Origin of the sequence: Haladaptatus paucihalophilus DX253 (genome assembly GCF_000376445.1) — an archaeon.
In the GTDB taxonomy this organism is placed as follows: domain Archaea; phylum Halobacteriota; class Halobacteria; order Halobacteriales; family Haladaptataceae; genus Haladaptatus; species Haladaptatus paucihalophilus.
Genome location: NZ_AQXI01000002.1, coordinates 381886 through 394691 on the forward strand (window position 1 = coordinate 381886; position 12806 = coordinate 394691).

Here is a 12806-nt window from a genome sequence, read left to right on the forward strand (position 1 = left end):
TTACTAAGCCATTATTGCCACCTGTAATATATTGATGTATTAAATAGATAGAATGGAACAAACAGTGTTTCGCCCGCGACAGAGCTATGTTCTGATACAGCAGTTCGACGACACGTCGATACGCACACTTTCCTCCGCTTCGAAGAGTGGGTACAGATGCCCTCAAACTCGAAGCTCGACGGTCAAGTCGCCTTGATTACCGGCGGTACCAGCGGCATCGGTCGGGAGACGGCGCTCGCGCTCGCGGACCGCGGTGCCTCGGTCGCAATCGTGGGACGCAACCGAAAACGCGGGCGGCGCGTTGCGCGCGAAATCGACGCGCGGAACGGCGACGGATGGGCCGAACTGTACATCGCCGACTTCGCGTCCCGAAAGAGCGTCCGCAACCTCGCGGTTGCGTTTCGGGACCGACACGACCGGCTCGACGTGCTGGTGAACAACGCGGGGACGTTCCGCCACCGGCGGTCCGAAACCGGGGACGGCATCGAAGCCACGTTCGCCGTCAACCACCTCGCGCCGTTCCTGCTCACCCACCTACTGGTCGATACGCTGGTCGAAAGCGCGCCCGCACGGGTCGTCACCGTGACCTCCGAGTTGCACGAGCGGGGCGCCATCGATTTCAGCGATTTGGGGTGCGAGCGCGACTACGACGGCATGGAGGCCTACAGCCAGTCGAAGCTGGCGAACGTTCTGTTCACCCGCGAACTGGCCGAGCGACTCCGCGGAACCGGCGTGACCGCGACCGCGGTCAACCCCGGTTTCGTGCCGGGAACGGGATTCACCCGCGAGGCCTCGATTCGCAATCGATTGCTGTTAGGGCTGTTCTCGGTCCTACCGCTTCCCTTCACGAAGAACGTCGAAGAGGGCGCGGAAACCGTCATCGAGGCGGCCGCATCACCCGAATTCTCCGACGTGACCGGCGAATACGTCAGCGACGGGGTAATCGCGGAGGCCTCCGACAAGGCGCACGACGATGACGTTCGACGGCGGTTGTGGGACGTGAGCGCGGGATTGGTCGGCATCTCGCCGGACTATCCTCGGTAGGAAAATCGACCCGACTGGAACCGTTTTGTCCGTCGGACGCCAACCCTCATCAGAGGGGGAAACAATGACTGACGCACTGATAGTCATCGACATGCTGAACGATTTCGTGACCGGGAAGATAGCCGCCGAGCGCGCGGAGCAAATCATTTCGCCGCTCGACCGACTCACGGCCGCGGCGCGCGAGAACGGCGTTCCGGTTATCTACGCGAACGACGCCCACCGACCGGAGGACTTCGAGTTGGACGTGTGGGGCGAACACGCCATGCAGGGGACGGAAGGAGCGGCGGTGATTCCCGAACTCGAACCCGACGAGGGAGACCACGTGTTCGAGAAGCGGACCTACGACGCGTTCTACGGGACGGCGCTCGACGAACACCTGCGGAGTCTGGGCGTGGACCGAGTGGTCCTGACCGGCCTGCACACGAACATGTGCATCCGTCACGCCTCGGCCGGGGCGTTCTTCCGCGGTTACGACATCGTGGTTCCGGAGGATTGCGTGGAGGCCTTCAGCGAGGAAGCTCACACGGAAGGACTCGAATACCTCGCGGACGTGTACAACGCGGAGATAACGACGACGGACGACCTCATCGAGGAGTGGCGAAAAACCGCGTCCGCCGAAGCGGTGAGCGACGAGGGAACGGCGTCGTAATCGCCCCGTGGCTATCGACGCCGGAGCGACCGAACCGACTCCCGTAACCGCCGGAGCGAATCGGCGTGCCGCGAAGCGCCGAGGTCCGAACTCGACGGGGATTCCGACGGAGCGGTTTCGGACGAAGAGGTGCCGGTCGTGGGGGGTTCGGACGAGGTGGTCCTGGATGTGGTGGTTTCGGACGAGGTAGTGCCGGACATGTGGGGTTCAGACAAGGGAGTATCACGAGTGGAGGCCTCTGACGAGGATGGTCCGACGTCCGTCGGGTCCGTCCCCGCGGCTTTCGACCGCCATGCGCGGAGGTTCGCGGGGATGTCCACGGGAAGGTCCACGGAGAGGTTCGACGCGGCGACGCCGGTAGTGAGGCCCATCGAGGACGCCAGCACCGCGGTTTGGAGTTCGAGGCGTCCGAATTCGAGCGGGTCGAGTTGAAGGAGCGTCCACAACAGCCCGGAGACGAACAGAACCACTCCGGCAACGGTCAACCACTCGTTCGTATCGGACGCGTCGGCCGCCCGTCCCGCGAGTCGCGTCACGAGGACGCCCGTGACGAACTGGACGAGGAACACCGCGGCGAGAAAGCCGAGGGCGGAAACGGCCGCGAACGGGTCCCACGACGCGATTCCGCCGAGCCGGTCGCTCGGGAAGACACCGGCGGCGAACTGGAGGGTCGCTTCGAGGAGCGCGGCGGTCACGGCGTCTATAAGGCCGAGCGTGTCGACGAGCAGTCGTATCTCGCCGTCGAGGAGCGCGCGTGCGAGGTTCCGACTCGACTGGCTTCCGAGGAGTTCCGCGAGGACGAAGAGACAGAACGGTGGAAGCGCGCCGAAAACGACGGCGTATCGCGCGAGTCGAGTGGGAAAGCCGCTCCGGCGGACACTCTGCACGACGAACCAGAGAACGACGGCGAGCGGGACGATGGCGGACGGCGATTCGTGGAGGACACCGATAGTCGTCTCGAACATGGGGATGGCCAATCGAACAGAGCATGGCAGTTCCGCGTAGAGAAACTTACGGCTTCGAACGCGCCCGCGGGGAACTCCTTCGAAACGGATGGGTGGCGCGTTCGGTCGGGATAGGCACTCGTCCGGGGGCTATCATCCGGAAACGAAGAGACAATCGGCCGCGTTTCGGAGTGAAGGTTACTCGATTTCTATCTCGACGACCTCGGGGTCGTTGTCGAAGTCATCGTCCAGCGGGTCGTGTGCGAGGTCCTCCAACACCAGTTCGATGTTGCGTTTGTTGGCCTTCCACACCGCGTCGATGATACCGCCGACGACCGGGAGCGACCCGCCAACCACGTCGATGCTCACGTTCGCTATCATCCGCAAGAGGGTGGTGAACGAGACGCCCAAGCGGGCCGCTTCGAGGACGAGGTACAGGGACAACCCAGCACTGATAACGTCGCCGACCCCCGGCAGCGCGCCGAGGATGGGGTCGAGACCGACGCGGAAATCGGTCCCCGGAACGCGCATGAAGTCGTCGAAGACGCGCGCTACCGTCCGCATTCTGTCGATTGCCGCGCGGTCGAGGGTCGGCGGGAGTTCACCCTCGAAGTCGAACTCGTCTTTCAAATCCGAATTGCGGCTCATGGACACACCTGTTTCCGAGACGCAATAAACCCGACGGCTGGTGAGATGCAGATGACGTCGAGCGTCGTCTCCGCCACAAAGCATTTGGACGATTCGGTGGATTTGGGACCCGTGACGGTAGTTTCACGGCCATTGAATCGGAACGGCGTGCAGTCGTCACGAAAGCGAGCGGACATCCGCTCCCCGTGCTACCGTCACTTGCCTCTGACTTCCGATACCGGTGCGTCCCCTGACGTACCGGTGTTTACCTGACTCGGACGACGGTGTGTGTGCACAATCATCATAGTTTTGCACAACGTAGTGTCGTCCATGTCGCGGAGAATCGTCGTGGAAACCGCGAGGGCCGAGCGCGGAGAACATCAGTGGCTGGAGACGTTCAACGATTCGCCGAGTCACGGGGACGAGTACAACGCCATCACGTCGCTGTCGTGGAACGGCCCCCGGGAAAATCAGGTGGGCGTATTACGCTACGGGAAACTGCCGAAACTCGACCTGCCGTCGTACCTCAACTACTGGTACTACCACCTCAAGTGGGGCTTGGAAAAGGAGGGCATGGTTTCCAGACTGTACGCGCCGAACATCTACGAGACGAACGCGGAGTACATCGAAGAGTACTTTCCCTACGTGACGGTCGAACGAGTGCTGGAACGGCGAGGATGGCAGATGAGAGACGAACGACAGTTGGAGGACGGCCGCGTTCGATACACGTGGACCAAACCCGAGCGGCGGGACTCGGTGGCGGAGTCGGCGAAGCGACTGATGACGAGAATACGGCGCAAAGAAGCCACGTGAACGGCGAACGGTGAACAGCAGTAACGACAGCGGAGCGGTCACTCCAGCACGACAGCGGAACAGTCATTCGGTCTCGATACCGCGAACTCAGTCGGAACGACCGGCGGTCGGGTCCACGACGCGGCCGAGGAAGAGGACCGTATTTGTCGGTTTGTGGCGAATCAGGAACAGAAACGGCCTATCGACGGTCATTTCGAACGGATTCAGCGGTGCCGACGTGACACCCACTTCGACGGCCGTCGCGGCCGCCGCTTCGGTTCCGTTCTCGTCCACTTCGATAACGCTCTTCTGACGAACGCTGTCGATGGAGAGGTTCTCGCCCGTCTCCTCGATGTCGGCCATTCCGCCGAAATCGGCACTCGGGGAGAACGCGCGGGCCATACCGAGGTCCGAGAGCGTCGTCCCGAGGTCGAGCGACGATTCGAGGGAGAACTTCGGCAGCGCAATCGAGCCGTCCGTTCGCTCCATCTCTCCCAGCAACGTCTCCAGTCGGTCGGCGGAAAGCGACGACGTGAACGCCTCGAACGTCCCCTTTTTCGGCAGAAGGACGACCATCCCGACCTCGTTGCCGACGTAGGGGAGTTCTATCAGCTGCTGGCCGTCCACGGCGGCGTAGGGGAACGAGTCGGATTGGGACATCATCGGCACCCGCGATGTCGTCCCGTCGAGCGCGGTGAACGGCCGCCGTTTCGTGTTCTCCTCCGAGAACGTGCTGGCCCACGTCGCCCGGAAGTAGATGGCGTTGGTGAGGACGAGTCGCGTTCGCGCATCGAGCGCGTTTTCCGCCAGCAGGTCGGTGATTTTTCCCTCCGTTCGGTCGGCGACCCACGCGTTGATGGTCTCCGTGGCTTCGTCGGCATTCTCTTGGAAGTCACAGACGTTGAGACCGGCGTCGTAGTACGTTCGAAGTGTCGTGAGGAAGTCGTCGCGCCACGGATAGCCTTCCTGTCCCCAAATCGCGTTCGCGGTGGTCAACTGGAACGGCGTCCCTCGGTTCGCGTCGGCGTCCGCCCGCTCGTCTACGGTTTCGAGTCGCTCGTCCGTCTCGCCGAACGCGGCGTGAAGCGACTCACCATCGAAGGGGAATCGGAGGGTGTCGGCCATCGCCGCTCGCGTCTCGCCGCGCGCCCCGGCATAGGTCGTCGCCAACGCCACAGACACGCTGAACGGGGACAGAAACTGGTTTTCGTTCGGGTCGGTTTCGGCGAGCGAGGAGAGAAGCGTCAGGCCGAACTCCGAGTTTCCGCGGGCGAGCGTTCGAATCGCCGCCTCGTCGGTCGAAACGGGATTCGACTTCCCGGTTCCGGTTACCGTCTGAACGTTCGTTCCGGGGTCGTTCGACGAGAGCGGGGCGAGACAGCCCGAAAGGAGGGTTCCGGCGACAAGCGCGTTCGAGAGCGCGAGAACGCGGCGACGGGTGGGTGGCATACTCCACATTTCGCCTTCGCGAGCAAATACGTTAGTAAGACACAAATACCGATTGTAGTTACGAAGTATCCGCTTCGTCCCCGCCGCGGCGAGCGAAGAACACCTTGGGCTCCATGGTGAGTTTCGTCTCGTCCGCCTCGTTCTGCATTTCGAGGTAGAAGGTGACGAGGCCGCGGTTCGGGTCGCTTTCGAGCGGGCGTTTGTCGGTGACTTCGAGCGTGAGCCAGAGGGTTTCGCCCGGTTTGACGGGAGCGGGCCACGTGACGGATTCGACGCCGGGCGAGCCTAAACTGCCGCTGTTCTCGAAGAAGTTGTCCACGAGGATGCGCATGGAGATGGCGGTGCTGTGCCACCCGCTGGCGACGAGTTCGCCGAACATCGATTCGGCCGCGGCGTCCAAATCGACGTGGAACTCCTGTGGGTCGTACTGCTCCGCGAACGAGAGGATTTCCTCCTCGGAGACGGTGTAACTGCCGAACGATTCGCGGTCGCCGACGACGAGATCTTCGAAATCCCGGTTGCTCATGCGGTTGGATTGGCGGAGCCGAAACAAATAGCCGAGGGCTGGGGAAATCGAGGGAGTAATTCTCAGTCGCCGCTCGTCGCCGAGGCTGACGACTCGCCGCGTTCACGCGGGATGTAGTAGGCGAACCCGACCGCGAGAATGGACACGACGACCGACAGTGCGAACACGGTCGTCAGTCCGTCCGTCAGAATCGTCGCTAACCCGGCGGGCGGCGTGGGAGACCCGAGAAGCCGCTGTTGGAGTTGCCCGAGGTTCGAGACGCCGGAAATCGTCGTCAGTTGGTTTCGGATGACGAGGTTCAGGGCGAACCCGAGGAGCGCGACGCCCATCGTCCCGCCGAGGTTGCGAAAGAACTGTTGGGAGGAGGTGACGACACCCATCTGTGCCGTCCCGAAGTGGTTCTGAATCGCCGTCAGCAACGGCGGCGTGACCATTCCCATACCGACGCCCATCACGAACACGTTGCCGATGACGAGCGGGAGGGCCGTCGCTGCCGTCCAGAGGACCGTCGCCGCGCCGAAACTCAGGACGAGGAGGACGGTTCCGACGGTGGCGAGTCGCTGTTCGCCGACCCGATTTACCAGTCGGCCCGAGAGAAAGCTCGTCCCCGACCAGCCGATGGAAATTGGAAAGACCGCCAGCGCCGCACTTCCCGCACCGCCACGGACGCTTTGCAGGTAGAGCGGCACGTACGTAATCGCCGCGAAGAGCACGAAACTCGTGAGGAATCCGGTCACGTTCGTCGTGATGAACACCGTGTCGTCGAACATCGACAGCGGGACGATGGGCTGGGTCGCGCGCCGCTCGACGGCGTAGAACACACCGAGACCGACGATTCCGGCCGCGATGAGCGGAAGCGCCCACGAACTCGTCGTTTCGAGGAGTTGAAGCCCGACGAGGAGCGCCCCGACGGCGACCGAAAGCACGGCCGCGCCGAGGAAGTCGACGTCGCGGTCGGCGCTGCCGGTCGATTCGTCGAGCGAGACGGCCACCAGAACCACGGCAACTAGCCCGACCGGAACGCTGAGGTAGAACACACCGCGCCAGCCGACCGCTTCGACGATGACGAAGCCGAGAAGCGGGCCGATGACGCTCGAAATCCCCCAGACGGTGCTCCCGAGGCCGATGGCTCGACCGCGTTCCTCGGGCGGGTACACCACCCCGAGGATGGTGTACGGGATGGCGAACATCGCGCCCGCGCCGACTCCCTGCAGCGACCGGAACGCGACCAGTTGAGGCATGCTCCCCGCCGCACCGCACAGCGCGCTCCCGGCGACGAAGATGGCGGCACCGACGAAGAACAGCCGTTTCCGGCCGTAGATGTCGGCGAGGCGGCCGTACAGGGGCATCGAAACCGCCGCGAACAGCATGTAGGCCGCGAAGGCCCACGCGTACAGTTCGAGTCCTCCCAGCGATTGTACGACCGTCGGCATCGCCGTGCTCACGATGGTTCCGTCGATGGCCGCGAGGAAGATACCGAGCAGGACGCCCAGCGTCGCAAGCCGTCGGTTGGTCATAGAACTCCTTCGGGAGCGACGGGCAAATAGCCGCCCCACGGCTTTCCGTGGCTTCCACACGGCATCGTGGGGAAATCGTTTCCGACCGCAGCGTCAGTCAGGATTCCGACCACGGCGTCAGTCAGGAGTCACCCCTATCCGTGGTGTTCCGTCAGATTAACCGCCAGCACCGGAACCGTCGTCAAGCGAATGACTCGCTCGGTGACGCTCCCGAGCAGGAGGTGGCTGACGCCCGTATTGGCGTGGGTGCCCATCACGATGGCGTCGATGTCGTTCTCCTCGGCGTAGTTCACGATTTCCTCTGCCGGGTCGCCGTTCACGATGGCGGTCCGCGTTTCGAGACCGGCGCGCTCCGCCGTGCCTTCGATAGAGGACACGGCCGTTTCGCCCGTCGTTTTGAGGTCGTCGTGAACCATGGATTGTGTCGATTCGGAGAGCGAATCGGCAAGTCCGGAATCCACGACGTGAAGGACGTGAACCGTTGCGTCCGTGAGTTCGGCGAGCGAAATCGCTTCCTCGACGAACTGCTGTTCACCGCCGCTACCATCCGTCGGCACGAGAATCGCGTCGTACATCGGTTCGCCCAACGAGGGCAACCGGGATAGTGGTACTGCTTGCCCGAAGAGCAGCAGAGAGTAGTAACTGAAGAAGCAGGAACAGAGGTCGCGAAACTACGGAACCGGCGGTAAATGACCGACGAGACCGATATTACACTCTGGACGAGGGGTGTCAGACGTGTGTCTGGTTGTGACACAAAACAGACCACTCGTCCAAACGTGCGTCGAAAATAGTTCGTTCCTCGAACGACGTCGTTGGCGGATTACTCGTCGATGTCGATGCTGTCGAATCGGCTGTCCCGGAGCACGGATTTCAGGACGATATCGGTGTCCTGCACGAGTCGATGTTCGAGGTAGCTCCCCTGTCCGCGACCGCCGCCGGTTCGCGTCGATTCCACGACGCCGAGGAACGCCTGTTCCTTGAGGAGTTCGTAGACGCGGTGTTCGCTCAGCACGTTCGCATCCAGTTGCTTGCAGATCTGCTGATAGCGAGTGAAAATTTCGCTCGTCGAGAACTCCGAGCCGCGGTTTTCCTTCGTCAGGAGTGCGAGCGCGTAGAGGATGAACTTCACCTGCGTCGTCGACCCACGGAGCAGTTCCTCAAAACGGTCCACCTCGGCCCACTCCTGTGCATCGCGGATGTGTTCCTCGGTGACGAGTTCGTCACCTTGCCGTTCCGCGAGTTCCCCGGCGTGGCGGAGGATTTCGATTGCCTTTCGCGCGTCACCGTGTTCCTGTGCGGCAAACGCGGCGGTCAGCGGAATGACGTCGCCGGTCAGGACCCCTTCCTTGAACGCGTCGCGCCGGTGTTCCATGATATCCCGCAGTTGGTTCGCGTCGTACGGCTGGAACACGAACTCCTCCTCCCGAAGGCTGCTCTTGACCCGCTCGTTGAGCCGGTCGCGGTATTCGATTTTGTTGCTGATGGCGACGATACCGAGGTGGCAATCGGCCTTCCCCGACTCCCTTGCGCGCGAGAGTTGCATCAGTACGTCGTCGGATTCGAGTCGGTCAACCTCGTCCAGGATTATGATCACGGCGTCGTAACAGCGGTCGAGAACCTCCCAAAGGTAATCGTAGTACTCCCCGCTTCCGATACCCGTCCGAGGAATGGAAATCCCCGTCTTGTCCTCGTCGTTCAGCGTTCGGGTGATAGACCGAGCGACCCTGGTGTGGGTGTTGTGCTGTGCGCAGTCTACGTACACGGTACCGACGTCGACGTCCTGTGCACCGGCAGCCTGTCGTGCGCGCTCGGTCACGTGCCGTGTGACGAGTGATTTCCCGGTTCCGGTCTTGCCGTATATCATGACGTTGTTCGGCGGGTCGGAACGGACGATGGGTCGGAGCTCGGCCGCGACGGACTCGATTTCGGAATCACGCCCGACGATGCGCGTACTCTGGGGGACGTGACCGACTTTCAGCAACTCCTTTCGTTCGAACACCTGTGTCGTGGTTTCGTCGTTCACGTTGAACAGGGGGTCGCTCGCCGGGTCGTCCGTGGTATCGAAATCGGAGAGCCGGGGAGGTTCATCGGACATACGACAGCCAGCGTGCGCTCAGTATAAATAACTAGGCCTTCCCCACACACAACGTGTCGAGTGTATATCGACCGAATATACGAGAGAAGAGGCGTAATTCGTCGGTATCATATTCTCATCACCAAGACCCGAGAAAGAGTGAAAAAGAATCGAGAAGGGGAGAAGAGGATGAAAAAAGGACGTGAGGAAGAGAGGAAGAAGGAGAGAAAGAAAAGCGGATGAGAAGGGGAGAAGAAGATGAAAAGAGAACGGGAACGGGTGGAAACGACGAACCGGAAAGTCGAAGCCTGCTCGTCGAACAGACGCCCGGTCCAGAGTGAAAACACGCACGATGAGAACAGTCGAGATGAAATGAGAGCAAGACGGGAGAGGAGAACAAGATGGGAGAGCAAAAAATCAAAACCGGGGAAGTAAAACGGACGTGTAGAAAAACCATCAGGGAAGTAGAACGGAGCGGTAACGTGTGTTTTTCGTGTGATGTTGGACACCCCTCGTCCAGAGTGTAACGGTGGGAAAATCGGGTGTTTTTGAAGGAGGAATTCCTGAAAGTCGGAAGTAAATCTCGATGGTAAAGACCGGATAGACGACAGCTGAAAATAACGGACGAGAAAACGCGCCACTGGGCGAAAGAAGGTCCGTTTCGTCTGGAGGTTAGCGTCGGTTTATCGGAAGAAAGGAAAGGGTGACACACACCCCTCGTCCAGAGTGTAACGGGGAAGATGGTGGGTGGGGTGGAGGAGTGGGGGGAAGAGACGCGGGCGGTCTGTGATAGAGCGGGAAAACACGATCTAAAAGCCTCAGGCGGATATTACCGGTAGTACCGAGACCGTCGCGTTATTCGAGACGTTGCTCGGGATGATAGAATCGACCGATAAATACTCGACAGCAATTCATCGGCTACTCAATATAAATCCGTTGTAGCCCATACAACCGGGATAAAGAATATATGGATATATAGAATGTCGTTCACGTATCCATGGAGCATATCGAACGATTAAGTATAATATGTTAGAGCACGAAAAGTCCATTAAGCTAATTTCATTTTAACGAAGACGAATTTCTATTCGTCTTCGACTCTTGTTCCAGTCGAAGCGACCCCTCGGAAATCCCGCTGAAACGTGTGATTTGTGGGGGGTGGTTCGGAGCATGGAATTCGTGGAGTGTAGTCTTCGGGGAGGAGTTCGTGGGACGTAGTTTGCGAGGTGTAACGTCACGGGACCGTCCATGGGTTTCGAGATCCGTTCGTCTTTCCCTCGGCTGCACTCCGATATACTGCACTCCGTTATTTTCGTCCCACCTCACCTCATCCCTTCCCTCACCCCCCCACCCCCACCCCCACCCCCACCTTCTCCCCATTACACTCTGGACGAGGGGTGTGTGTGAACCAAAGTATGTCTTCTAACTATCAATTTCCCGTTCGTACCCGAGTCGGTTGCCGTCCTCCCGATTACGAACAGAGTAATCCACCGTCGAAAGCGGAACCGTGCACTTAGCCGTCGGTACGAACGACCAGCGCGGCGGCGATTAGCAGGGCGGCGGTCCAGAGGAGTGCGATATCGAGGACCGGATAGAGCGACCCGCTGACCCCCGCGCCGGTGTCGTATCCATCGCCAACAATCGCGTTCAGTACGCCGAAGGCGACGACAGCGACGAAGGTAAATCCGAACGCCGTTCCGAACCCCACGTCGGGTCGATACGCGACGAGCGGAACCGCGAGGAAGACTGTTACGATGCTACCGACGACAAACGGCGAAATCGGGAGCGGCCGTATCATCCACGCCCGGAGCAACGACCCGAGAACGCTATTGACGATACCGGATAACCCGATCCAGACGCCGACCAGCCGAAGTGGATGATCGAGTGCAGTCTCGATTCGACGGATTACTCCTTCCTCGTCATCCGCCGTTTTGTCACCTGTATCTTTGCCACCCGCCGTTTTGCCACCCGTCGTTTTGCCACCCGCCGTTTTCTCGTCCGTCATGCTTCCTCCAACGCGACCACCGCGTTTTCGATGCCGACGTACACCCGCTCTCCGACGACGGCGGGCGGCCCGACTGAACCGGTTCCCTCCTCGGGTTCGAACGCGAACAACCGTTCCCCGCTAGCAGCGTCGAGCGCGACGAGGCCCGACTCCGCTCCGACGTACACGGCGGTATCCGTGACCGCGAGGCCAGAGATGAAACTCGTCCGGTTCTCCCCCGTCCGTCCCACCGACGTCTTCCAGCGCGTGGAACCATCCGTCGAATCGACCGCGACGACGTGTCCCTCTCCGGCGCGGAATAACGTTTTCCCGTTCGCCGCCATCACCGCCCCTGTCGCGTCGGTGGTCCATTCGACCGTTCCTTCCCGCACGTCCACCGCGTAGAGTCGCCCCGCGCCGCTGTAGAACGTTCCGTTCGAGATAACCGGACCGTTCCCGAACGCCGCTTCGATATCGCCGGGAAGCCCGGGCCGTGACAGTTGCCAGCGCGTTTCGCCGTTCGTTGCGTCGAGGCCGACGAGAGTGGTTCGGGAGCGTCCCGCTCCAACGAGGATACCGTCCGCGTACGCGAGAGGTCGATATTTGCTGGGCGTTTTCCAGCGAGGAATCCCGTTCGATGCATCCAACGCGATGAGCGAGTCGGAACTACCGAAGTACGATGCGAGGAAGATCGTGTTCCCGACCGGGAGCACTTCGTCGAAACTGCTGTTCGTGGCGAACTTCCACCGTGCTTGGTTCTCGGAGACGGCGTACAAATTCACTCCTGCCCTATAACACGCCTGCCCATCGACGACGACCGGACCTCCCTGCAGGAGCTCGCCTTCGGTAGCGAACCGCCACCGCTCCGTTCCGGTGGCCGCGTCGAGCGCGACCAACTCGTGTCGCGTGAGGGCGTAGAGGATGTCGCTCGCGACGGTCGGCGACTGGAACAGATGCGGGTCGCCGACGGTCGTCCGCCAGGCGACTCGAACGTCGTCCGTCGGCGCGCTCGTCGTCGGCGCATATCCCGACCGGGAGGGGTCCCGACCGCGCATCGGCCACGCGTCAGGCGGAACCGACGGGTCGAGTGACTGCTCGTTCGTGAACAGGGAGGGGCGGACGTACCACGCACCGAGGGCGGCGGCACCTCCCGCGGTGAGTAGCTGTCGGCGTGAAACCCGTGGGGACTCTGGAAACACGTTC

At 61.3% G+C, this 12806-nt stretch carries 12 protein-coding genes; 3 read left to right on the forward strand and 9 right to left on the reverse strand.

What is annotated here, in order from left to right; translation table 11 throughout:
* Positions 1 to 156: 156 nt before the first annotated feature.
* Positions 157 to 1044: an SDR family oxidoreductase gene (locus B208_RS0118065; protein WP_007981115.1), complete on the forward strand. Its 888-nt coding sequence runs from the start codon at positions 157 to 159 to the stop codon at positions 1042 to 1044.
* 64 nt (positions 1045 to 1108) lie between these two features.
* Positions 1109 to 1693, forward strand: a complete 585-nt coding sequence (locus B208_RS0118070) for a cysteine hydrolase family protein (protein WP_018129036.1) — start codon at positions 1109 to 1111, stop codon at positions 1691 to 1693.
* Positions 1694 to 1704: 11 nt separating this feature from the next.
* On the opposite strand, the gene B208_RS0118075 is transcribed toward B208_RS0118070, so the two are convergent.
* Together B208_RS0118075 and B208_RS0118080 are read right to left on the reverse strand one after the other, a co-directional pair.
* Entirely contained in the window at positions 1705 to 2658 is a 954-nt protein-coding gene (locus B208_RS0118075) for a hypothetical protein (RefSeq protein ID WP_007981117.1), read from the reverse strand.
* 177 nt (positions 2659 to 2835) lie between these two features.
* Positions 2836 to 3285: a DUF4112 domain-containing protein gene (locus tag B208_RS0118080; RefSeq protein WP_007981118.1), complete on the reverse strand. Its 450-nt coding sequence runs from the start codon at positions 3283 to 3285 to the stop codon at positions 2836 to 2838.
* A gap of 309 nt (positions 3286 to 3594) precedes the next feature.
* Here B208_RS0118080 and B208_RS0118085 point away from each other — a divergent pair, with 309 nt between their 5' ends.
* Entirely contained in the window at positions 3595 to 4077 is a 483-nt protein-coding gene (locus B208_RS0118085; protein ID WP_007981119.1) for a hypothetical protein, read from the forward strand.
* Positions 4078 to 4164: 87 nt separating this feature from the next.
* On the opposite strand, the gene B208_RS0118090 is transcribed toward B208_RS0118085, so the two are convergent.
* The 7 genes from B208_RS0118090 to B208_RS0118120 form a co-directional block, all read right to left on the reverse strand.
* The gene (locus tag B208_RS0118090) at positions 4165 to 5505 is read right to left on the reverse strand and encodes a serpin family protein (RefSeq protein ID WP_018129037.1); all 1341 of its coding nucleotides are present in this window, start codon (positions 5503 to 5505) and stop codon (positions 4165 to 4167) included.
* Between the two features lie 58 nt (positions 5506 to 5563).
* The gene (locus B208_RS0118095) at positions 5564 to 6031 is read right to left on the reverse strand and encodes a MaoC family dehydratase (RefSeq protein ID WP_007981123.1); all 468 of its coding nucleotides are present in this window, start codon (positions 6029 to 6031) and stop codon (positions 5564 to 5566) included.
* Between the two features lie 62 nt (positions 6032 to 6093).
* Positions 6094 to 7548 (reverse strand): MDR family MFS transporter, encoded by a 1455-nt coding sequence (locus B208_RS0118100; protein WP_007981124.1) that lies wholly within the window; start codon positions 7546 to 7548, stop codon positions 6094 to 6096.
* A 134-nt stretch (positions 7549 to 7682) separates the two neighbouring features.
* The gene (locus B208_RS0118105; RefSeq protein ID WP_007981125.1) at positions 7683 to 8123 is read right to left on the reverse strand and encodes a universal stress protein; all 441 of its coding nucleotides are present in this window, start codon (positions 8121 to 8123) and stop codon (positions 7683 to 7685) included.
* Between the two features lie 245 nt (positions 8124 to 8368).
* A complete protein-coding gene (locus B208_RS0118110) occupies positions 8369 to 9643 on the reverse strand; it encodes a Cdc6/Cdc18 family protein (RefSeq protein WP_007981126.1) in 1275 nt (424 codons plus the stop codon).
* A gap of 1489 nt (positions 9644 to 11132) precedes the next feature.
* Entirely contained in the window at positions 11133 to 11624 is a 492-nt protein-coding gene (locus tag B208_RS0118115) for a hypothetical protein (RefSeq protein WP_007981127.1), read from the reverse strand.
* Positions 11621 to 12802 (reverse strand): outer membrane protein assembly factor BamB family protein, encoded by a 1182-nt coding sequence (locus B208_RS0118120; RefSeq protein ID WP_232423858.1) that lies wholly within the window; start codon positions 12800 to 12802, stop codon positions 11621 to 11623. The genes B208_RS0118115 and B208_RS0118120 overlap by 4 nt, the downstream gene beginning before the upstream one ends.
* Positions 12803 to 12806: the final 4 nt, after the last annotated feature.

Bases quoted from the DNA above. Each gene is read 5' to 3' on its own strand.
- B208_RS0118100 (WP_007981124.1), bottom strand. From the start codon at position 7,548: ATGACCAACCGACGGCTTGCGACGCTGGGCGTCCTGCTCGGTATCTTC.
- B208_RS0118065 (WP_007981115.1), top strand. From the start codon at position 157: ATGCCCTCAAACTCGAAGCTCGACGGTCAAGTCGCCTTGATTACCGGC.
- B208_RS0118095 (WP_007981123.1), bottom strand. From the start codon at position 6,031: ATGAGCAACCGGGATTTCGAAGATCTCGTCGTCGGCGACCGCGAATCG.
- B208_RS0118105 (WP_007981125.1), bottom strand. From the start codon at position 8,123: ATGTACGACGCGATTCTCGTGCCGACGGATGGTAGCGGCGGTGAACAG.
- B208_RS0118085 (WP_007981119.1), top strand. From the start codon at position 3,595: ATGTCGCGGAGAATCGTCGTGGAAACCGCGAGGGCCGAGCGCGGAGAA.
- B208_RS0118070 (WP_018129036.1), top strand. From the start codon at position 1,109: ATGACTGACGCACTGATAGTCATCGACATGCTGAACGATTTCGTGACC.
- B208_RS0118115 (WP_007981127.1), bottom strand. From the start codon at position 11,624: ATGACGGACGAGAAAACGGCGGGTGGCAAAACGACGGGTGGCAAAACG.
- B208_RS0118080 (WP_007981118.1), bottom strand. From the start codon at position 3,285: ATGAGCCGCAATTCGGATTTGAAAGACGAGTTCGACTTCGAGGGTGAA.
- B208_RS0118090 (WP_018129037.1), bottom strand. From the start codon at position 5,505: ATGCCACCCACCCGTCGCCGCGTTCTCGCGCTCTCGAACGCGCTTGTC.
- B208_RS0118075 (WP_007981117.1), bottom strand. From the start codon at position 2,658: ATGTTCGAGACGACTATCGGTGTCCTCCACGAATCGCCGTCCGCCATC.
- B208_RS0118110 (WP_007981126.1), bottom strand. From the start codon at position 9,643: ATGTCCGATGAACCTCCCCGGCTCTCCGATTTCGATACCACGGACGAC.